Below are 20723 nucleotides of genomic sequence, written 5' to 3'. Positions count from 1 at the left end.
ACAAGAGCCCGGCGATGACTGATCTGTCCCCAATCCAAGGGCCTGCCAGTGCGATAATCCCCACGCTGGAAGGGCGCTTCTACCGACCCCCGCTGCCCGATGGCTATGTGCTGCGCCCGCGTTTGTGCGAGCGCTTGAGCGCCGGCCTGGACGGGCGTCTATTACTGGTCAGCGCGCCGGCCGGGTTTGGCAAGAGCTCGCTGGCGGTGGAGTTCTGCCAAAGCCTGCCTGATCACTGGCAAAGCCTGTGGCTGGGTCTCAGTTCGCGGGACAGTGATCCGGGGCGCTTCCTGGAGCGCCTGCTGGAAGGTTTGCAGCAGTATTTCCCGCAAGTCGGCGCCCAGGCCCTGGGTTTGTTGAAAATGCGCCAGCGCCATCAGCCGTTTGCCTTTGAAGAGTGGCTCGATGGCCTGCTCGATGAATTGACCGTCCATCTGTCCACACGCACCCCGTTATTACTGGTACTGGATGACTACCACCTGGCCCAGGGTCCGGTGCTGGATCGTTGCCTGCAATTTTTTCTCAACCATTTGCCCGATGGCCTGTTGGTGCTGGTCACCAGCCGCCAGCGTCCCGACTGGCATTTGGCACGGTTGCGTTTGTCCCGGCATCTGCTGGAGTTGCATGAACAGGACCTGCGCCTGACCAACGACGAATCCCTGGCCTTGCTCGACCGGCATAGCAGTTCATTGCGCGGTGAAGCCCTGGACAACCTGATCCGTCGCAGCGAAGGCTGGGTGGCCGGCCTGCGCTTCTGGTTGTTGGCGGCCGCCGAAGCCGGCAACGAGGCCGACTTGCCCCAAGGCCTGCATGGTGGGGAAGGGCTGATACGTGACTATCTGCTGGAAGAGGTGATCGACTGCCTGCCGCCGGAAGTCCAGGCCTTCCTTTACGACACGGCCTCCCAGGAGCGTTTTTGCAGCGAGTTGTGCGACGCCGTGCGCGAGGCCCATGACAGCGCGGAAATCCTGCGCTACCTGCAAGCCCATCAGGTGTTCCTGGTGCCGCTGGACGAGCAGGGCCACTGGTACCGTTATCACCACCTGTTTTCCGATTTGCTGCGCACCCGGCGTTCGCCAAATGCGATGTTGCCGGCCGCCAGCCTGCACCTGCGCGCGTGCCGCTGGTTCAACGCCCAGGGCTTGCTCGATGAGGCCGTGGAGCAGGCCCTGCGTGCCGGGCATCCGGATGTGGCGGCGAATCTGGTGCAGAACCTGTCCGAAGAACAACTGCTGGCCGAGCAGAACGTCGGCATGCTCCTGCGCTGGAAGATGGACTTGCCCGACAGCCTGTTGATCAGTACGCCGCGCTTGATCGTGCTCTATAGCTGGGCGCTGGGGCTGGCCTGCCAGTTGGATGCGGCGGAAGAATTGTCCAGCCATCTCAGCCGCTTCCTGCCTGCACCGTCGGCCACTGCGCAGAAGTCGATGCTCGCCCAGTGGCTGGCCCTCAGCGGCATCATCGCCCGTGGGCGCGGCGACCGGGAACTGACCCACTTGTATTGCACAGAAGCCCTGGAAAGCCTGCCGCACAAGCGTTACGGCCAGCGCTTGATGTGCCTGTCGACCTTGTCGAACCTGGCCATCGTCGACGCCGACCTGTGGCGTGCGCGGGGCTTGAATCGAGAATCCCTGGAACTGGCGCAACGCGTCGGCAACCCGCTGTTCGAGGCCCTGGCCCATTACGACCGGGCACGGGTGCTGCAGGCGCGTGGGGAAATCCTGCGCTCCCTGGACGAGGTGCGCGAGGGCCTGCAACGCTTGCAGGGCCTGGCATCCCAGCGGCTGTATGCGGTGCGCGCACGCCTGTCGTTGTATGAAGGGTTCCTGCTGCTGATGCGTTGCCAGCCGGAGGCCGGCCTGTTGCGTTTGCGTACAGGGCTTGCCGAAGCCCGCGCCTGCCGGGATATCAGCGTGTTGATCGGCCACTGTGTCATCGCCAACCTTGAGGGGCGCCGTGGCGACTTTCCCAAGGCCTTTGCCGAGCTGGCCGAGGCCGAGCGGTTGATGCATATCTGGGACGTGCCGCCGATCTACTACCTGGCCATGATCACCCTGATCAAATGCGAGCTGTGGCTGGCCCAGGGCCGTACCGACCTGGCCGATGCCTGGCTGGTGCGCCTGGGGCAAACCTATAACGGCGAGCAGGCCGCCGCCGCCCCGGAGTTTCATCCGCACCTGGCGCAACATATCGAACTGCAACAGGCGGCCCTGGATGCTATTCGTGGCCAGTGCGAAAGCGCCCGGCGTCGACTCGATGGGTTGGCGCGGCAAGCCGAAGGCAAAGGCCAGCAGATGATCGCGGTGATGGCCCTGAACCAGCACGTGCTGTTGTTGCTGGATGACGGCCAGGCAATGTCAGCCCGGCCGCTGTTTGCCCGGGCCTTGCAAATGGCCAGCGGTGGCGCGTTGCAACCCTTCCAGCGTCTGTTGGAACGTTATCCCGACTGGGTACGCGAGCAACTGGGCCAGGCGCCGAACGATTTGATGCGGCAAAGCCTCTGGGCCCTGCTGCCGGCGGTTGCCCCGCGCGAGCCGGTCGAAACCAGCCATTCCAGCGAAACCTTGAGCGCCCGTGAGCTGGCAGTGCTGCAGTTGATCGCCCAAGGGTGCTCCAACCAGGAAATCAGCAACCAGTTGTTTATCTCGCTGCACACCGTCAAGACCCACGCCAGTCATATCAACAGCAAACTGGGGGTCGAGCGCCGCACCCAGGCAGTCGCGCGGGCGCAGGAGATGGGGTTATTGGGGTAAGGGGGAGACTTGCGCCGCAAAAGCCGGATAATGGCGGCCAATTCGTTTGCTCCGCTATTCTGGTAATCCCGCATGGAAATCAAGGTCAATTTTCTCGACAATCTCCGGCTTGAAGCCAAGTTCGATGACTTCACCGTGGTGGCCGACCAGCCGATTCGCTACAAGGGCGATGGCTCGGCCCCCGGTCCGTTCGACTACTTCCTGGCTTCGTCGGCGTTGTGTGCGGCTTACTTTGTGAAGTTGTACTGCAGCACGCGCAATATCCCCACGGACAATATCCGCCTGTCGCAGAACAATATTGTCGACCCGGAAAACCGCTACAACCAGATCTTCAAGATTCAGGTCGAGTTGCCGGCGGATATTTCCGACAAGGATCGCCAGGGCATCCTGCGCTCCATTGACCGCTGCACGGTCAAGAAAGTGGTACAGGCCGGGCCCGAGTTTGTTATCGAAGAGGTGGAAAACCTCGACGCCGACGCCCAGGCGTTGCTGATGCCGGCGGCTGCGTCAGACGCGGGCACCTTCATCGCGGGCAAGGACCTGCCGCTGGAGCAGACCATCGCCAACATGTCGGCCATTCTCGCGGGCCTGGGCATGAAGATTGAAATCGCCTCGTGGCGCAATATCGTGCCCAATGTCTGGTCGTTGCATATCCGCGATGCCCATTCGCCGATGTGCTTTACCAACGGCAAGGGCGCGACCAAGGAAGGCGCACTGGCGTCGGCCCTGGGCGAGTTTATCGAGCGCCTGAACTGCAACTTCTTCTACAACGACCAGTTCTGGGGCGAAGACATTGCCAACGCGGCGTTTGTGCATTACCCGGAGGAGCGCTGGTTCAAGCCCGGCCGTAAAGACGCGCTGCCGACGGAAATCCTCGACGAGTACTGCCTGAAGATCTACAACCGCGATGGCGAGTTGCGCGGCTCACACCTGATCGATACCAACTCCGGCAATGAAGAACGTGGCATCGTCTCACTGCCGTTTGTGCGCCAGTCTGACGGCGAGGTGGTGTATTTCCCCTCCAACCTCATCGAAAACCTCTACCTGAGCAACGGCATGAGTGCCGGTAACACCTTGGCTGAGGCCCAGGTGCAGTGTCTGTCGGAGATTTTCGAGCGTGCGGTGAAGCGCGAAATCATCGAAGGTGAATTCGCCTTGCCGGATGTCCCGGCCGAAGTGCTGGCCAAATACCCAAGCATCCTCGCCGGTATCCAGGCCCTGGAAGAGCAGGGTTTCCCGGTGCTGGTCAAGGATGCGTCCCTGGGCGGCGAGTTCCCGGTGATGTGCGTGACCCTGATGAACCCGCGCACCGGCGGCGTATTTGCCTCGTTTGGCGCCCACCCAAGCCTGGAAGTGGCGCTGGAGCGCAGCCTTACCGAGTTGCTTCAGGGCCGTAGCTTCGAAGGCCTGAACGACTTGCCGCAGCCGACCTTTGAAGGGCATGCGGTGACCGAGCCGAACAACTTTGTCGAGCACTTCATCGACTCCAGCGGCGTGGTGTCGTGGCGCTTCTTCAGTGCCAAGTCCGATTACGCGTTCGTGGAGTGGGACTTTTCCGGCCAGGGTGAGGATTCCAACGCCGAAGAGGCCGCGACTTTGTTCGGCATTCTCGAAGGCATGGGCAAGCAGGTCTACATGGCGGTGTACGAGCATATCGGCGCCAAGGCCTGCCGCATCCTGGTGCCGGACTATTCGGAAATCTATCCGGTTGACGACCTGATCTGGGATAACACCAACAAGGCGTTGTTCTTCCGCGCCGATATCCTCAACTTGCACAGCCTGGATGAAGACGGCCTGCAAGCGCTGGTCGAGCGCCTGGTGGAAAGTGAACTGGATGACTACACCGATATCACCACCCTGATCGGCATTGAATTTGACGACAACACGGCCTGGGGCCAGTTGACGATCCTTGAGTTGAAGCTGCTGATCTATCTCGCCTTGCAGCAGTATGAAGAGGCGAAGGAAGCGGTGGAGATGTTCCTGCAATACAACGACAACACCGTCGAACGCGGCCTGTTCTACCAGGCAGTGAATGCGGTGCTGGAGATGCAGTTGGACGAGGATTTGGAGCTGGAAGACTACGAGGCCAACTTCCGCCGGATGTTTGGCAACGAGCGCATGGACGCCGCCATCGGTTCGGTGGAGGGCAGCGTGCGGTTCCATGGTTTGACCCCGACCAGCATGAAGCTCGAAGGCCTGGATCGACACCTGCGGCTGATCGACAGCTACAAAAAACTGCACGCCGCACGGGCCAACAGCTAGAAGGGAGTCCTTATGCACGCCACAACCCCCCGACTGATCCGCGAAACCTTCCCCGTCGGCCCGTTGCAGTGCAACTGCACAATCATCGGCGACCCGGTCAGCAAGAAGGCCATCGTGGTCGATCCAGGTGGCAACCATGAGCTGATCCTGGCGCGGCTCGATGCGCTGGGCCTGAAGGTGGTGAGCATCATCCACACCCATGCGCACCTGGACCACTTCCTGGCTTCCGGCCAGTTGAAAGAGAAGACCGGCGCCACGCTGCACCTGCACAAGGAAGATCAGTTCCTGTGGGATAACCTGGAAATGCAGTGCCAGATGTTCGGTGTGCCCTACACCCCTGTGCCGTCACCGGATCGCTGGTTGGCCGATGATGAAGAGCTGGCCTGTGGCTGCGGGGTGGCCCTGCATACCCCTGGGCATACGCCGGGGTCGATGAGTTTCTGGTTTGCCGATGCCAAGTTGCTGATCGCCGGGGATACCTTGTTCCGGCGTGGGGTAGGGCGCACGGATTTGTGGGGTGGCGACCAGGCGACCATCGTGCGCTCGATCCAGCAGCGTCTGTACACCCTGGACGAAGAGGCGACCGTGGTGACAGGGCATGGCCCGGATACGCGCCTGGGGGATGAAATGCGCGAAAATCCGTTTGTCAGGGCCTGACAGGGCGAGGCTCTGCTAGGGTTGAGGTGAGCGTGCCGGTGTTTATCTTTTGTCACAGGTGCGCGGCGGAGCACGGAATTTTTGCCGTTTGTCGCGTTCCAAACTCGGCACAGGTCCATTGCCAATGTCCTCTGCATCACAGAATGCAAAAGTAGGAGCTTCCCTCATGTTCACTTCGCGTCGTCTGCTTGTTGTTGCTACCGCGGTAGCCCTATTGTCGGGCTGTGCTTCCCCTAACCCTTACGATGGCAGCCAGGGACAGGCGGACAACGGTTCACAAGGCATGAGCAAAACCGCCAAGTACGGCGGCCTCGGCGCGCTGGCGGGGGCCTTGGCCGGTGCAGCCATTGACCACAACAACCGTGGCAAGGGCGCGCTGATCGGCGCTGCCGTGGCCGGTATCGGCGCTGCCGGTTACGGCTATTACGCTGACCAGCAGGAAAAGAAACTGCGGGAAAGCATGGCCAACACCGGCGTCGAGGTGCAGCGCCAGGGTGACCAGATCAAGTTGATCATGCCGGGTAACATCACGTTTGCCACCAACTCCGATGCTATCGCCAGCAGCTTCTACACCCCCTTGAACAACCTGGCCGGGTCGCTCAAGCAGTTCAACCAGAACACCATCCAGATTGTCGGCTATACCGACAGCACCGGCAGCCGCCAGCTCAACATGGACCTGTCCCAACGGCGTGCGCAAAGCGTGGCCAACTACCTGACCTCCCAAGGTGTGAGCCCGACCAACCTGACCACCCGTGGTGCCGGCCCGGATAACCCGATTGCCAGCAACGCTGACGTCAACGGTCGTGCGCAGAACCGTCGTGTCGAGGTCAACCTCGGCCCGATCCCGGGTCAGCAGTACGGCCAGCCTGCGCAGCAACAGCAGCAGCAGAACAACCAGTTCCAGGGCAATCCGTACCAGCAGTACCAGTAACCGCCAGCCAATAAAAAGGGCGCCGTGCAGTCAATGCACGGCGCCCTTTTTTGTGGCTGGCGATTACATCAGTCGATGTATTCGAACAGCTTCACAATTTTCTGTACCCCGGACACACCCTGTACCAGGTTGGTGGCGCGGGTGGCTTCCTGCTGGGTCAGCAGGCCCATCAGGTAGACGATGCCGTTGTCAGTCACCACCTTGATCCGCGAGCCGGGGATCGCGCTGTCGGTGAGCATCTGCGCCTTGATCTTGGTGGTCAGCACAGCATCATTGCTGATTGCCAGCAGGGTGATGGGTTGTGCGACCTGCAATTCGTTATGGACTTTCTTGACCCGTTGCACGGTCGAAGCGGCTTGTTCGGCCTGGGTCTTGAGGTCGGCGCGCGGAGTTTGCCCGGCGAGGAGCACGATGCCGTTGAAGCTGGTCACGACGATGCGCGATGCGCCGTTGCCCAGGTCGGTGGCGGCCTTGGCGACGTTGACGCCGACCTTGGTCTCGATCAGCGAGTCATCGATCTTGCTGCCAAAGGTGCGCGTGCCGCGGTCGTCCTGGATAGGGGAGTCGCGGGTCGCGGTGATGGCCGAGGTGCAGCCGCTGATAGCGAGGCACAGCGTGATGGCCATAAGGCTGAGGCGGTTAACGGTCATTCTTCACTCCCGAACAGTTGGCTGTCGATCAGATCGCACAGGCAGTGGATCGTCAGCAGATGGACTTCCTGAATACGTGCAGTGACATGGGCCGGGACGCGGATCTCCACGTCTTCGGGCAGCAGCAGTGAGGCCATGCCGCCACCGTCGCGCCCGGTCAATGCTACGACAATCATTTCGCGATCATGTGCGGCCTGGATCGCTTGAATAATGTTTGCCGAGTTGCCGCTGGTGGAAATCGCCAGCAGCACATCGCCCGGTTGGCCGAGGGCACGGATTTGTTTGGAAAAGATTTCGTTGTAGCTGTAGTCGTTGGCGATCGAGGTAATCGTCGACGAATCGGTGGTCAAGGCGATAGCCGGCAGGCTCGGCCGCTCGCGCTCAAAGCGGTTGAGCAGCTCGGAGGAAAAGTGCTGGGCGTCGCCGGCCGAACCGCCGTTGCCGCACGAAAGCATTTTGCCTTCGTTGAGCAGGGCGTTGACCATGACCTGGCTGGCTTGCTCGATGTGCGGTGCAAGTACGTCCATCGCCTGTTGCTTGGTATCGATACTGGCCTGGAAAAGCTGGCGAATTCGGGATTGCATGTCCATCTGTGTGACCTTAAGTAGCGCGGCTGTATGGCACACGAATGTGCAGCCCGCAAAGCAAAGAGCAAAAGTGTGCGGTGAAGATGTCCGATCTGTGCCGGTGGCGCTCAGCCGTCGAAGGCGTTGCGCAGCCAGTTCAGACCAGCGGTTCCGTGGGGGCTGCTTTCTATGGCAACCACATCGAAACGGCAGGGGGAGTCGGCCCAGCGATGTTCACTGAGCAGGAAAAACTGCGCGGCGAGTATCAGCTTTTGACGTTTGCGCTCGTCGATACTGGCGAGCGCACCACCCCATTGTGCGTATTTTCTGTAGCGGACTTCGACAAATACTACTGTATCGCCGTCAAGCATGACCAGATCAAGCTCGCCGCGTTTACACAACCAGTTCTGCGCCAGCAGGCGCAGACCTTGTCGCTGCAAGTGTTCAAGTGCTTGTTGTTCGGCATCCTTGCCGGTTTCTGCGCTGGAGCGTGGGGGCATCAGCGCGGGGTATCGGGCAAGCGTTCGATCTGGCCACTGACAAACTTGGCCCACGGCATCTGGCGTTCGATCCGTTGGCTCGGGCTCATGCCCAGGTTGCCGGAAAGGCCGTCGATGCGCGTGTCGGGCAGCGCCTTGAGTTGACCCAGGCGTGGCGCCAGGCGGTAGGCGTCCACACCCATCGCATAGAGGCGGCCCAAGCTGCCATTGGCTTGTGGCCATTGTGTAGCAACCTGATTGCGCAGCGGGTCGGTGGTATTGAGCAGCCACGGCGTTTCGCAGAACATAATGCCGTTCATGTCGTTGTACTGGTTCTTGTCGCCACTGGCACTGAACACGTGGGAGGTGGCATATACCGGCACATCGCCCGCGTATTGGAAGTTCAGCGTCGGCTTGATCTGTTGAGCCTGTTGCGGCGTCACGGCGAGGAAGATGAACTCGATATCCTGGCGACGCGATGGCTGTGCCGCGATGTCAGTGCCGACTGTGCTTTGCAGGCTCTTGGCGCGGCCTTCGCTCTGGCGCAGCTTGAACAGATCGGCGATCTGCTGGGCCAGGGCCACAGGCTGGTCGACATGTTCGACACCGATCAGGGTGCCGCCGTTGGCTTCCCAGTCCTGGCGGAAGGCCTTGAGTACACGGTCGCCCCACTCGCCTTTCGGCACCATGGCGGCTGCGCGGTGCAGGCCGTCGGCGCGGGCACGGCGCGACACTTCACGGGCTTCGTCCTCGGCAGCCAGGCCGAACTGGAACAGTTGCGCAGGGGCTTGGTCGCCCTCGCTGTAGTTCAGGGCCAGGGTGGTGATGGGCAGTTGCGGGCGGGCGCTGAGTTGTTTGACCAGCGGCTTTTCCAGCGGGCCGATCACCAGTTGCACGCCATCAGCCTGGGCTTTTTTGTAGAACTCATCGATGGAGCTGACGCGCGAGCTGTCATAGAACTCGATGACAGGTGGCTTCTGCCCGGCCTGTTGCGCCTGGTAGTGCGCGGCCATGAAGCCTTCGCGCAGGGCCTTGGCTACGCTGGCCAGCGGGCCTTGCTGCGGCAATAGCAGGGCGATTTTATTCAGCGGTTGGCTGGCCAGTTCCTTGAGCTTGGTCAGCGGCGTCGGCAGTTGCACTGCCGCCGGGTGCGCAGGGTTCTGCACGCGCCAGGTATCGATGGCGGCTTGCTGCTGCTCCAGGGTGCCGGCGTTTTTCACGGCCTGGGCCAGGCTGATCCAGCCGTCGAGGACCGGATTGCCGCTGGCCTGCAACTGCTCGCCAGGTACGGCGGCAATCAGGCTCCAGATGGCTTCGTGGTTGCTGGCGGCAGCATCGCCTGTCAGCAACGGAGCCATGGCCACGCGTTCGCGGGCGGCGGCCAGGGTCTGACCGTCGGCTTCATAGGCGCGGGCATGCACGCTGCCAGTGCGGATCTGTTGTTCCGGCGGCAACTCCTTGAGGTTTTGCAGGCTCGGATGGCTCAGCGCGGTCAACGCAGCCTTGGGCTGGTTGCGGCCCATGGCCAGTTCTGCCGTCAAAGTGCTGGCGAAGACCTGGGCGGCCGGCTTGAGGCTGTCCAGCGGCACTTGCGCGAGGATCTGCGCGGAGCGCCCAGGATTGTTCTGGTGGAAGGCCATGTCCGCCGCGCTCAGGCGCAGCAGTGCAGCTTTTTCTGGAGTCTTGGCCGAAGTCGCCTGTTCGAGCAGTTGCTCGATGGTGGCATCCGGGGTCCGTGGGAGTTCGCCAAGGCTTGACGAGGGCGAGCTTGCGCAAGCCGCCAACAGGGCAGCCAGGCAAAGGGCAGAGAACAGCCGCAGGCAAGCGATCATGTAAGTGTTCCTGATACCGATCAAATTAGCGTGGAATTGTACCCAAGCACTGGCCCGGGCGCGATGTTAGTGGCGTGAAACCGTCTATTTAGATCGTTTAAATGTTGCAGGGCGTCAGTAACCGCCGCAAACAGACCCGATGGACACGACCCCGTTGGCGCATTTTCTTGACGTCTACGCGCTACAATATGGCTTTTGCCAATCTTTGAGGTGTGCGCTTTGACTGCTCCAGGTCCTTTGAATTCCACTGCTGGCTCGCTTTTTGTGGTGGCGACGCCCATTGGCAACCTGGACGACATCAGCGCGCGGGCGCTGAAAGTGTTGCGCGAAGCCAAGTTGATTGCGGCGGAAGACACCCGGCACTCGCTGCGCCTGATGCAGCACTTTGGTATCACCACGCCCCTGGCGGCCTGTCATGAGCATAATGAGCGTGACGAGGGCAGTCGTTTTATTACCCGTCTGCTTGCGGGCGATGACGTGGCGTTGATTTCCGATGCCGGTACGCCATTGATCTCCGACCCCGGTTACCACCTGGTCCGTCAGGCGCGGGCGGCGGGCATCAATGTAGTTCCGGTTCCCGGGGCGTGTGCGTTGATTGCCGCCTTGTCGGCGGCGGGCTTGCCGTCCGACCGCTTTATCTTCGAAGGTTTCCTGCCGGCCAAGGCCGTGGGGCGCCGGGCGCGCCTGGAACTGTTAAAGGAAGAGCCGCGCACCCTGATTTTCTACGAGGCGCCGCACCGTATCCTCGAGTGCCTGCAAGATATGGAGCTGGTCTTCGGTGGCGAACGCCTGGCCTTGCTGGCACGGGAGCTGACCAAGACCTTTGAAACCCTCAAGGGCCTGCCGCTGGAAGAGCTGCGCGCGTTTGTCGAGGGTGACAGCAATCAGCAGCGTGGCGAATGCGTCGTGCTGGTCGCGGGCTGGGCCGCGCCAGAGACTGAAGATGCCGTGGGCAGCGAAGCCATGCGCGTGCTGGACCTGCTGCTCAAGGAAATGCCACTCAAGCGCGCCGCAGCCCTGGCCGCCGAAATCACCGGTGTGCGCAAGAACGTGCTGTATCAGGCCGCGCTCGATAAGCAAAAGAGCGAATAGTTCCAGGGTTTAACGTGCACGGCGTCGGAACGTGATGGCAATGCTGTCTTTTAATACTTGTTCTAAGGCCGCCGTGCCGTTAACCTTCGCGGCGGAGAGTCGATTGGACAGTCGCTGCCCTCTATGAAAATTAGGGGGGGGAGGAAAGTCCGGGCTCCATAGGGCGAAGTGCCAGGTAATGCCTGGGGGGCGTGAGCCTACGGAAAGTGCCACAGAAAATAACCGCCTAAGCACTTCGGTGCCGGTAAGGGTGAAAAGGTGCGGTAAGAGCGCACCGCGCGACTGGCAACAGTTCGTGGCTAGGTAAACCCCACTTGGAGCAAGACCAAATAGGGTTCCAAGGCGTGGCCCGCGCTGGAACCGGGTAGGTTGCTAAAGATGTCCAGTGATGGCCATCGTAGACGAATGACTGTTCAAGACAGAACCCGGCTTATAGATCGACTCTCCACCTTTTTCCTTCTGCACGAGTCTCGGGCAGAAACCAGGTAGTAACGCAAGAATCCCTCCCTGCCAAATCATTGGCAGATGCGTCTTCGTAATACCGAAAAAATCTTACTCTTAATAAATTACTTTAAGTTCAAGCTCTAGCTCTTTGAGCTATTTGCGTTTGTTGAGTCAAAAACATCGCCGAACTCTCGTTTCTCCTCCTTTTACGCTCCTAAATCTCCGTTCTGTAAGGCTTTTCCTTTAATCCGCGCCTTGACGGTGTGGTGGGCGCATTCCTATAGTGTGCGCAAGTGGCGGAAAGTGGCACAAAGTGGGTTTTTTGAACGTAAAACGCTAAAATTTGGAGAAACGCACCTGTGTTTCGCGGAGCTAACGCTATCAGTCTCGATGCAAAAGGCCGTCTCGCCATGCCGAGCCGGTATCGTGACGAGCTCATTTCGCGAAGTTCCGGGCAGTTAATCATCACGATTGATGCCGTTGATCCTTGTTTGTGCGTTTACCCCCTCGATGAGTGGGAGTTGATTGAGACCAAGTTGCGCGCTCTGCCTTCGTTGCGTGAAGAAAACCGCCGTTTGCAGCGCCTGCTGATTGGTAATGCCGTCGACCTCGAACTCGATGGCAGTGGTCGTTTCCTGGTTCCACCGCGTCTGCGCGAATACGCCAAGCTTGATAAGCGCGCGATGCTGGTAGGCCAACTGAACAAGTTCCAATTGTGGGACGAAGATGCCTGGGATGCTGTGTCTGCAGCTGACCTGGCTGCTATTCAACAACCGGGCGCCATGCCTGATGAACTGCGTGATTTGATCCTGTGACTATTGATAGCGGCTTTAACCACATCACCGTGCTGCTTGACGAAGCCGTCGAGGCTCTCGCCGTGCGCCCTGATGGCTGCTATCTGGATGGCACGTTCGGGCGCGGCGGGCATAGCCGTTTGATCCTCAGCCAGCTCGGCCCGGAGGGCAAACTCCTCGGATTCGACAAGGATCCCCAGGCGATTGCCACCGGGCAAGCGCTAGCGGCCGAAGACGGCCGCTTTGTCGTTGTGCAGCGCAGCTTTGCCGAGCTGGGCGCGGAAGTCGCCGAGCGGGGCATGGCGGGCAAGGTGGCCGGGGTTTTGCTGGACCTGGGCGTGTCGTCGCCGCAGTTGGACGACCCTGAACGCGGTTTCAGTTTCATGAATGATGGTCCGCTGGACATGCGCATGGACCCGAGCCGTGGCATCAGCGCCGCGCAGTTCATCGCCACCGCGCCCCACGAAGAAATCACCCGCGTATTCAAGGAATACGGCGAAGAGCGTTTCGCCGGCCGCATGGCCCGTGCCGTGGTCGAGCGCCGGGAAATCCAGCCGTTCGAACGCACCGCCGACCTGGCCGAAGTACTGAAAGTCGCCAACCCGGCATGGGAAAAGGGCAAGAACCCGGCGACCCGTGCATTCCAGGGCCTGCGCATTCACGTCAACAACGAACTGGGCGACCTGGAGGCTGGCCTTGAGGCTGCCCTGGAGTCCCTGGAAGTGGGCGGTCGCCTGGTGGTGATCAGCTTCCACTCCCTGGAAGATCGCATCGTCAAATTGTTCATGCGTCGCCTGGTCAAGGGCGAAACCGACAACCTGCCGCGCAACCTGCCGGTACGTTTCGAAGCCTTTGTGCCGAAAATCAAAATTCATGGCAAAGCGCAGTTCGCTTCCGAAGCCGAACTCAAGGCCAACCCACGTGCTCGCAGCGCCGTCATGCGTGTTGCGGAGAAGTTGCGGTGAGCAAGCTCTTCGCCAAGCCCCTGCCGGGCGGCAGCTTCTTTATGATGCTGCTGTACGTCGGCGTACTGGTGTCTGCAATTGCGGTGTCCTACAGCGCCCACTGGAACCGTCAACTGCTCAATAGCCTGTACGGCGAATTGAGTGTGCGCGACAAGGCCCAGGCGGAGTGGGGCCGGCTGATTCTTGAACAAAGCACCTGGACGGCCCATAGCCGCATCGAAGTGCTGGCCTCCGAACAGCTGAAGATGCACATTCCTGGCGCGGCGGAAGTCCGCATGGTGGCGCCATGATGAAACTCGAAGGCGCACTCTACCCGTGGCGCTTCCGCGTCGTGCTGGGCTTGCTCGCGTTGATGGTGGGCGCGATTGCCTGGCGCATCGTCGACCTGCAAGTGGTGGATCGCGACTTCCTGATCGGCCAGGGCGATGCCCGCAGCCTGCGTCATATCCCGATTCCTGCGCACCGCGGGCTGATCACCGACCGTAACGGTGAACCCCTGGCTGTCAGTACCCCGGTGACCACGCTGTGGGCCAACGCCAAGGAACTGCAAGCGGTCAAGGACAAATGGACCGAGCTGGCCCACGCCCTCGGCCAGGATCCCAAGGCCCTTAAAGAGCGTCTTGAAGCCCAGGCCAACAAAGAATTCATCTATCTGGTTCGCGGCCTGACCCCGGAACAGGGCCAAGGCGTGCTCGACCTGAAAATCCCCGGTGTCTACGGCATCGAGGAATTCCGGCGTTTCTACCCGGCCGGCGAGACCACTGCCCACATGGTCGGCTTCACCGACATTGATGACCATGGCCGCGAAGGGGTGGAACTGGCCTACGACGAGTGGCTGGCCGGGGTTCCCGGCAAGCGGCAGGTCATCAAGGATCGGCGCGGCAGACTGATCAAGGATGTCCAAGTCACCAAAAACGCCAAGGCCGGTAAGCCCTTGGCGTTGTCGATTGACTTGCGCCTGCAGTACCTGGCCAACCGCGAGCTGCGCAACGCGATCATCGAGAACGGCGCAAAAGCCGGCAGCCTGGTGATCATGGACGTGAAGACCGGCGAGATCCTCGCCATGGTCAACCAGCCGACCTACAACCCGAACAACCGTCGCAACCTGCAACCGGCGATGATGCGCAACCGCGCGATGATCGACGTGTTCGAGCCGGGTTCGACCATGAAAGCCATCTCCATGAGTGCGGCCCTGGAATCCGGGCGCTGGAAGCCGACCGACAAAGTCGAGGTCTATCCGGGCACCCTGCAACTGGGCAAGTACACCATTCGCGACGTGTCCCGCAGCGAAGGCCCGGTGCTGGACCTGACCGGCATCCTGATCAACTCCAGTAACGTCGGCATGAGTAAAGTCGCCTTCGATATCGGCGGCGAAAACATCTACCACCTGGCGCAGAGGATCGGCCTGGGCCAGCCTACCGGCCTGGACTTCCCGGGCGAGCGCGTCGGCAACCTGCCCAACTACCGTGAGTGGCGCAAGGCCGAGACCGCGACCCTGTCCTATGGCTATGGCCTGTCGGTGACCGCGATCCAGCTGGCCCACGCCTTTTCCGTGCTGGCCAACAATGGCCGCATGACGCCGTTGAGCCTGATCCACCTGGACGAAGCGCCGAAATCCGAACAGGTCATCCCGGAAAACGTCGCCAAGACCATGCAGACCATGCTGCAACAAGTGATCGAGGCACCACGCGGCGTGTTCCGTGCCCAGGTCCCGGCCTATCACGTGGCCGGCAAGTCCGGTACCGCACGGAAGACGTCGGTGGGCACCAAAGGCTATGCCGAAAACTCCTACCGCTCGCTGTTCGCTGGCTTCGGCCCGATGAGCGATCCGCGTTACGCCATCGTCGTGGTCATTGATGAACCGAGCAAGGCCGGCTACTTCGGTGGCCTGGTCTCGGCACCCGTATTCAGCAAAGTCATGTCCGGCACCCTGCGTTTGATGAACATCACGCCGGACAACCTGCCGCCGACCCAACAAGCCAACGCCGGACCACCGGCCGCTGCTGTAAAAGCCAATGGAGGGCGCGGCTGATGTCTCTTAGCCTGAACAAGATTTTCGCCCACGCTGGCCGCGATCTGTTGATTCGCGAACTGAGTCTGGACAGCCGTAACGTACGTGCTGGCGACCTGTTCCTGGCTGTGCCAGGCGGCAAGTTCGACGGTCGTGCCCATATCGCCGACGCCCTGCAGCGCGGCGCGGCGGCGGTGGCCTACGAAGTCGAAGGTGCCACTGTATTACCGATTACCGATGTGCCGTTGATTCCGGTCAAGGGCCTGGCGGCGCAGTTGTCGGATATCGCCGGGCGTTTTTATGGCGACCCGAGCCGCCAGCTCAACCTGATTGGCGTCACCGGCACCAACGGCAAGACCAGTGTCACCCAGTTGGTGGCCCAGGCGCTGGACCTGCTGGGCCAGCACTGCGGCATCGTTGGCACCCTGGGCACCGGTTTCTATGGCGCGCTGCAAAGCGGCCTGCATACCACGCCGAACCCGATTGCCGTGCAGGCGACCCTGGCCGACTTGAAAAAGGCCGGGGCCAAGGCCGTGGCCATGGAAGTGTCGTCCCATGGCCTGGATCAGGGCCGGGTCACCGCCCTGGCATTCGACGTGGCAGTGATGACCAACCTGTCCCGTGACCACCTGGACTACCACGGCAGCATGGAGGCGTATGCCGCCGCCAAGGCCAAGCTGTTCGGCTGGACCGATCTGAAGTGCCGCGTCGTGAACCTCGATGATGCATTCGGGCGCCAACTGGCCGCAGAAAAAAGCGAAGCACGCCTGATCAGCTACAGCCTGGAAGACTCCAGCGCCTACCTGTATTGCCGCGAAGCCCAGTTCAATGACGAAGGTGTACTCGCGACGCTGGTCACGCCCCAGGGCGAGCACCACTTGCGCAGTGCCTTGCTCGGTCGCTTTAACCTGAGCAACGTCCTCGCGGCCATCGGCGCCTTGCTGGGCCTGGATTACGCCCTGGACGAAATCCTGCGTGTATTGCCCAGGCTTGAAGGCCCGGCCGGGCGTATGCAGCGCCTGGGTGGCGGGACGCAGCCGCTGGTGGTGGTCGATTATGCCCACACCCCGGATGCCCTGGAAAAAGTTCTCGAAGCCCTGCGCCCTCACGCCAAGGGCAAGTTGCTGTGCCTGTTCGGCTGCGGCGGCGACCGCGATCGCGGCAAACGCCCGCTGATGGCCGAGATCGTCGAGCGCCTGGCCGATGGTGTACTGGTGACTGACGACAACCCGCGTAGCGAAGCGCCAAGCCAGATTTTCGATGATATCCGCGCAGGCTTCCAGGACGCCTCTCGGGTGAGCTTCGTCGCCGGTCGCGGCGCAGCCATTGCCCAATTGATCGCCAGCGCCAGCGCTGACGATGTGGTGGTTCTGGCCGGTAAAGGCCATGAGGACTACCAGGAAATCAACGGCGAACGCCATGCCTTCTCCGATCTGGTCGAGGCCGATCGCGCCTTGACCGCGTGGGAGGTGGCCCATGCTTAAGGCCATGCAGTTCAGCGAACTGACCCAGGCCTTGTCGGCCCGTGTGTTGTCGAGCGATTGCAGCTTCGACGGCGTCAGTATCGACAGTCGCAACATCAAGCCGGGGCAACTGTTTGTCGCCCTGGCCGGCCCGCGCTTCGACGGGCATGACTATTTGAATGAGGTGGCCGCCAAAGGCGCGGTCGGTGCCTTGGTGCAGCGTGAAGTCACTGACTCGACACTGCCGCAGTTGCTGGTGGCCGACACCCGTCTGGCCCTGGGTCAATTGGGCGCGCTGAACCGCGCGGCGTTCACCAATCCGGTGGCGGCGATCACCGGCTCCAGTGGCAAAACCACGGTCAAGGAACTGCTTGCCGGTATCCTGCGCACGCGCGGGCCAGTGCTGGCGACCCGTGGCAACCTGAACAACGATTTCGGCGCACCGCTGACCCTGCTTGAACTGGCGCCGGAACACACCGCCGCCGTGATCGAGCTGGGCGCGTCGCGCATTGGCGAAATTGCCTACACCGTGGCCATGACCCGGCCGCACGTCGCCATTATCAATAACGCGGGCACTGCCCACGTTGGCGAGTTTGGTGGCCCCGAGAAGATCGTCCAGGCCAAGGGTGAAATCCTTGAGGGGCTGGACGCTTCCGGTACCGCAGTCCTGAACCTCGATGACAAGGCCTTCGAAACCTGGCGTGTACGTGCCGCCGGGCGCAAGGTCTTGAGCTTCGCCGTGCACAACGCCGCGGCGGACTTCCATGCCTCGAACATCACGCTCGATGCCCGTGGCTGCCCGGCTTTCACCCTGCACAGTCCGCAAGGTGATGAGCACGTGCAACTGAACCTGCTGGGCAACCACAACGTTGCCAACGCCCTGGCCGCCGCCGCCGCTGCCTACGCCCTGGGCGTGTCGCTGTTCGGCATTGCCACCGGCCTGGGCGCAGTGCAACCGGTCAAGGGTCGCACCGTGGCGCAACTGGCGAGCAACGGTATGCGCGTGATTGATGACACTTACAACGCCAACCAATCCTCGATCTGCGCGGCCATTGACCTGCTCAAAGGCTTTGACGGTCGCAAGGTGCTGGTGCTGGGTGATATCGCCGAACTGGGCGACTGGGCCGAACAGTCCCACCGCGAAGTGGGTGCCTACGCCAGTGGCAAAGTCGACGCCTTCTATGCCGTCGGCCCGAACATGGCCCACGCCGCCGCCGCGTTTGGTTTGGGCGCGCGGCACTTCGCGAGCCAGGCCGAGTTGATCCAGGCGCTGGGCGTAGCCGAACAAGACAAACACACAACCATTTTGATCAAGGGATCGCGCAGCGCGGTGATGGAAAACGTCGTCGCGGCCTTGTGTGGCTCAAGTACGGAGAAACATTAATGCTGCTGCTGCTGGCTGAGTATCTGCAACAGTTCCACAAAGGCTTCGCGGTCTTTCAGTACCTGACCCTGCGCGGGATCCTGGGTGTGCTGACCGCGCTGTGTTTGTCGCTGTTTCTGGGGCCATGGATGATCCGTACTCTGCAAAACCTGCAGATCGGCCAGTCCGTGCGCAATGACGGCCCGCAGTCGCACTTGTCCAAGTCCGGCACACCGACCATGGGCGGCGCGTTGATCCTGTCGTCCATCGGCATCAGCACCTTGCTCTGGGCCGACCTGGCCAACCGCTATGTCTGGGTGGTGTTGCTGGTGACCCTGCTGTTCGGCGCCATCGGCTGGGTCGATGACTACCGCAAGGTAATCGAGAAGAATTCCAAGGGGCTGCCAAGCCGCTGGAAGTACTTCTGGCAATCAGTGTTCGGCCTGGGCGCGGCGATCTTCCTTTATATGACTGCGCCGAGCGCGGTGGAAACCACGCTGATTTTCCCGATGCTCAAGGATGCCAGCATCCCGTTGGGCATTGGCTTCGTGGTGTTGACCTATTTCGTGATTGTCGGCTCCAGCAACGCGGTCAACCTGACCGATGGCCTCGACGGCCTGGCGATCATGCCGACGGTGATGGTGGGCGGCGCCCTGGGCATCTTCTGCTACCTGTCGGGTAACGTGAAATTCGCTGAATACCTGCTGATCCCGTATGTACCGGGCGCGGGTGAATTGATTGTGTTCTGCGGCGCGCTGATCGGTGCCGGACTGGGCTTCCTGTGGTTCAACACCTATCCGGCCCAAGTGTTCATGGGCGACGTCGGCGCCCTGGCGCTGGGCGCGGCCCTGGGCACCATTGCCGTGATCGTGCGCCAGGAAATCGTCCTGTTCATCATGGGCGGCGTGTTCGTGATGGAGACCCTGTCGGTGGTGATCCAGGTTGCGTCCTTCAAGTTGACCGGTCGCCGCGTGTTTCGCATGGCGCCGATTCATCACCACTTTGAACTCAAGGGCTGGCCGGAGCCACGGGTGATTGTCCGTTTCTGGATCATCACCGTGATTCTTGTGCTGGTTGGCCTTGCCACCCTGAAACTGAGGTAGAAACGAGTGTCCCTGATCGCTTCAGACCACTTCCGCATCGTTGTCGGCCTCGGCAAGAGCGGCATGTCCCTGGTTCGCTTCCTGGCGAACCGGGGCAAGTCGTTTGCCGTGGCCGATACGCGGGAAAATCCACCGGAGCTGGTCACGCTGCGCCGTGACTACCCGCACGTGGAAGTGCGTTGTGGCGAGTTGGATGTCGAGTTTCTGTGCCGTGCCGACGAGCTCTATGTGAGCCCCGGCCTGGCCCTGGCGACTCCGGCCCTGCAAGCGGCGGCGGCGCGTGGCGTGAAGTTGTCCGGCGATATCGAGCTGTTTGCGCGTAACGCCAAGGCGCCCATCGTTGCGATCAGCGGTTCCAACGCCAAGAGCACCGTCACCACCCTGGTCGGCGAAATGGCGGCTGCGGCCGGCAAGCGCGTGGCCGTGGGCGGTAACCTCGGTACGCCGGCGCTGGATTTGCTCAGCGACGATATCGAGCTGTATGTCATGGAGCTGTCGAGCTTCCAGCTGGAGACCACCGATCAACTCGGCGCTGAAGTGGCCACTGTGTTGAACGTCAGCGAAGACCATATGGACCGCTACAGCGGCCTGCCGGCTTATCACCTGGCCAAGCACCGGATCTTCCGTGGTGCGCGGCAAGTGGTGGTCAATCGCCAGGATGCCCTGAGCCGTCCGCTGATGGGTGAGGGCCTGCCATGCTGGACCTTCGGCCTGAGCAAACCCGATTTCAAGGCCTTTGGTATCCGTGAAGAGAATGGCGAGAAATACCTGGCCTTCGAATTCCAGAACCTGATGCCGGTTCGTGAACTGAAAATCCGTGGCGCCCACAACCAGTCCAATGCCCTGGCGGCCCTGGCGTTGGGGCATGCGGTCGGCTTGCCGTTCGACGCGATGCTGTCGAGCCTGCGCACCTTTGCCGGCCTGGAGCACCGCTGCCAGTGGGTGCGCGACCTGGATGGCGTGAGCTACTACAACGATTCCAAGGCCACCAATGTCGGCGCCGCGCTGGCCGCCATCGAAGGCCTGGGAGCCGATATCGACGGCAAACTCCTGCTGATCGCCGGTGGCGATGGCAAGGGTGCCGACTTCAAGGACCTCAAGGGCCCGGTGGCTGCTCATTGCCGTGCCGTGGTGCTGATGGGCCGTGACAGCGACTTGATCGCCGCCGCCCTGGGCAACGCGGTGCCGCAAGTGCGTGCCACCTCCCTGGACGATGCCATCGCTCAATGCCGCGCCCTGGCCCAGCCCGGCGATGCCGTGCTGCTGTCGCCGGCGTGCGCCAGTTTCGACATGTTCAAGAACTACGAAGAGCGCGGCCAGTTGTTCGCCCGTGCCGTGGAGGGCTTGGCATGAGTCTG

General features: G+C 61.5%; 17 protein-coding genes and 1 other RNA gene. 14 read left to right on the top strand and 4 right to left on the bottom strand.

The annotated features are described in order from the left end of the window. Positions 1-14: 14 nt before the first annotated feature. The 4 genes from HBR93_RS01935 to HBR93_RS01920 all read left to right on the top strand — a co-directional run bounded on the left by HBR93_RS01935 (position 15) and on the right by HBR93_RS01920 (position 6603). The gene (locus HBR93_RS01935) at positions 15-2753 is read left to right on the top strand and encodes a LuxR C-terminal-related transcriptional regulator (RefSeq protein WP_169959751.1); all 2739 of its coding nucleotides are present in this window, start codon (positions 15-17) and stop codon (positions 2751-2753) included. A gap of 72 nt (positions 2754-2825) precedes the next feature. After that, positions 2826-5015, top strand: a complete 2190-nt coding sequence (locus HBR93_RS01930) for an OsmC domain/YcaO domain-containing protein (RefSeq protein WP_120734133.1) — start codon at positions 2826-2828, stop codon at positions 5013-5015. Positions 5016-5027: 12 nt separating this feature from the next. Next, positions 5028-5672: an MBL fold metallo-hydrolase gene (locus HBR93_RS01925; protein ID WP_115128977.1), complete on the top strand. Its 645-nt coding sequence runs from the start codon at positions 5028-5030 to the stop codon at positions 5670-5672. 166 nt (positions 5673-5838) lie between these two features. Further along, positions 5839-6603 carry an OmpA family protein gene (locus HBR93_RS01920; RefSeq protein WP_169959750.1) on the top strand — a complete coding sequence of 255 codons (765 nt, stop codon included), beginning with the start codon at positions 5839-5841 and terminating at the stop codon, positions 6601-6603. Between the two features lie 68 nt (positions 6604-6671). Here HBR93_RS01920 and HBR93_RS01915 read toward each other — a convergent pair whose 3' ends face one another. From HBR93_RS01915 to HBR93_RS01900, 4 genes are all read right to left on the bottom strand, one after another. Further along, complete coding sequence (locus HBR93_RS01915) at positions 6672-7253, bottom strand: BON domain-containing protein (protein WP_057958495.1); 582 nt, start codon at positions 7251-7253, stop codon at positions 6672-6674. After that, positions 7250-7843, bottom strand: a complete 594-nt coding sequence (locus tag HBR93_RS01910; RefSeq protein ID WP_057438165.1) for a phosphoheptose isomerase — start codon at positions 7841-7843, stop codon at positions 7250-7252. Before HBR93_RS01910 ends, HBR93_RS01915 begins: the two co-directional genes overlap by 4 nt. Positions 7844-7947: 104 nt before the next feature. Next, entirely contained in the window at positions 7948-8319 is a 372-nt protein-coding gene (locus HBR93_RS01905; protein ID WP_057438167.1) for a YraN family protein, read from the bottom strand. Further along, complete coding sequence (locus HBR93_RS01900) at positions 8319-10130, bottom strand: penicillin-binding protein activator (protein WP_169959749.1); 1812 nt, start codon at positions 10128-10130, stop codon at positions 8319-8321. The genes HBR93_RS01905 and HBR93_RS01900 overlap by 1 nt, the downstream gene beginning before the upstream one ends. A 219-nt stretch (positions 10131-10349) precedes the next feature. Here HBR93_RS01900 and rsmI point away from each other — a divergent pair, with 219 nt between their 5' ends. The 10 genes from rsmI to murD all read left to right on the top strand — a co-directional run bounded on the left by rsmI (position 10350) and on the right by murD (position 20718). After that, positions 10350-11222: a 16S rRNA (cytidine(1402)-2'-O)-methyltransferase gene (gene rsmI, locus HBR93_RS01895; RefSeq protein WP_115128973.1), complete on the top strand. Its 873-nt coding sequence runs from the start codon at positions 10350-10352 to the stop codon at positions 11220-11222. A gap of 95 nt (positions 11223-11317) precedes the next feature. Next, positions 11318-11671, top strand: an RNA gene (gene rnpB / locus HBR93_RS01890) — RNase P RNA component class A. Between the two features lie 354 nt (positions 11672-12025). After that, positions 12026-12481: a division/cell wall cluster transcriptional repressor MraZ gene (gene mraZ / locus HBR93_RS01885; protein ID WP_003171868.1), complete on the top strand. Its 456-nt coding sequence runs from the start codon at positions 12026-12028 to the stop codon at positions 12479-12481. A gap of 2 nt (positions 12482-12483) precedes the next feature. After that, positions 12484-13425 carry a 16S rRNA (cytosine(1402)-N(4))-methyltransferase RsmH gene (rsmH, locus tag HBR93_RS01880; protein WP_092238453.1) on the top strand — a complete coding sequence of 314 codons (942 nt, stop codon included), beginning with the start codon at positions 12484-12486 and terminating at the stop codon, positions 13423-13425. Further along, positions 13422-13715, top strand: a complete 294-nt coding sequence (gene ftsL / locus HBR93_RS01875) for a cell division protein FtsL (protein ID WP_057438173.1) — start codon at positions 13422-13424, stop codon at positions 13713-13715. The genes rsmH and ftsL overlap by 4 nt, the downstream gene beginning before the upstream one ends. Then, complete coding sequence (locus HBR93_RS01870; protein WP_169959848.1) at positions 13715-15457, top strand: penicillin-binding protein 2; 1743 nt, start codon at positions 13715-13717, stop codon at positions 15455-15457. The genes ftsL and HBR93_RS01870 overlap by 1 nt, the downstream gene beginning before the upstream one ends. After that, positions 15457-16920: a UDP-N-acetylmuramoyl-L-alanyl-D-glutamate--2,6-diaminopimelate ligase gene (locus HBR93_RS01865; RefSeq protein WP_169959748.1), complete on the top strand. Its 1464-nt coding sequence runs from the start codon at positions 15457-15459 to the stop codon at positions 16918-16920. Before HBR93_RS01870 ends, HBR93_RS01865 begins: the two co-directional genes overlap by 1 nt. Beyond that, complete coding sequence (gene murF, locus HBR93_RS01860; RefSeq protein WP_169959747.1) at positions 16913-18283, top strand: UDP-N-acetylmuramoyl-tripeptide--D-alanyl-D-alanine ligase; 1371 nt, start codon at positions 16913-16915, stop codon at positions 18281-18283. The genes HBR93_RS01865 and murF overlap by 8 nt, the downstream gene beginning before the upstream one ends. Next, positions 18283-19365, top strand: a complete 1083-nt coding sequence (gene mraY, locus HBR93_RS01855; protein WP_029297824.1) for a phospho-N-acetylmuramoyl-pentapeptide-transferase — start codon at positions 18283-18285, stop codon at positions 19363-19365. Before murF ends, mraY begins: the two co-directional genes overlap by 1 nt. A 6-nt stretch (positions 19366-19371) precedes the next feature. After that, positions 19372-20718 carry a UDP-N-acetylmuramoyl-L-alanine--D-glutamate ligase gene (gene murD, locus HBR93_RS01850; RefSeq protein ID WP_169959746.1) on the top strand — a complete coding sequence of 449 codons (1347 nt, stop codon included), beginning with the start codon at positions 19372-19374 and terminating at the stop codon, positions 20716-20718. The last annotated feature ends 5 nt before the right edge of the window (positions 20719-20723 follow it).

Source organism: Pseudomonas sp. WS 5411 (assembly GCF_012985595.1).
GTDB lineage: Bacteria > Pseudomonadota > Gammaproteobacteria > Pseudomonadales > Pseudomonadaceae > Aquipseudomonas > Aquipseudomonas shahriarae.
Note: the sequence above shows the minus strand (reverse complement) of the source record. Positions and strands in the feature narration are given on the sequence as shown.

Coding starts and splice junctions, on each gene's coding strand:
- HBR93_RS01935 (WP_169959751.1), top strand. CDS start 15: ATGACTGATCTGTCCCCAATCCAAGGGCCTGCCAGTGCGATAATCCCC.
- HBR93_RS01930 (WP_120734133.1), top strand. CDS start 2,826: ATGGAAATCAAGGTCAATTTTCTCGACAATCTCCGGCTTGAAGCCAAG.
- HBR93_RS01925 (WP_115128977.1), top strand. CDS start 5,028: ATGCACGCCACAACCCCCCGACTGATCCGCGAAACCTTCCCCGTCGGC.
- HBR93_RS01920 (WP_169959750.1), top strand. CDS start 5,839: ATGTTCACTTCGCGTCGTCTGCTTGTTGTTGCTACCGCGGTAGCCCTA.
- HBR93_RS01915 (WP_057958495.1), bottom strand. CDS start 7,253: ATGACCGTTAACCGCCTCAGCCTTATGGCCATCACGCTGTGCCTCGCT.
- HBR93_RS01910 (WP_057438165.1), bottom strand. CDS start 7,843: ATGGACATGCAATCCCGAATTCGCCAGCTTTTCCAGGCCAGTATCGAT.
- HBR93_RS01905 (WP_057438167.1), bottom strand. CDS start 8,319: ATGCCCCCACGCTCCAGCGCAGAAACCGGCAAGGATGCCGAACAACAA.
- HBR93_RS01900 (WP_169959749.1), bottom strand. CDS start 10,130: ATGATCGCTTGCCTGCGGCTGTTCTCTGCCCTTTGCCTGGCTGCCCTG.
- HBR93_RS01870 (WP_169959848.1), top strand. CDS start 13,715: ATGAAACTCGAAGGCGCACTCTACCCGTGGCGCTTCCGCGTCGTGCTG.
- HBR93_RS01865 (WP_169959748.1), top strand. CDS start 15,457: ATGTCTCTTAGCCTGAACAAGATTTTCGCCCACGCTGGCCGCGATCTG.
- murF (WP_169959747.1), top strand. CDS start 16,913: ATGCTTAAGGCCATGCAGTTCAGCGAACTGACCCAGGCCTTGTCGGCC.
- mraY (WP_029297824.1), top strand. CDS start 18,283: ATGCTGCTGCTGCTGGCTGAGTATCTGCAACAGTTCCACAAAGGCTTC.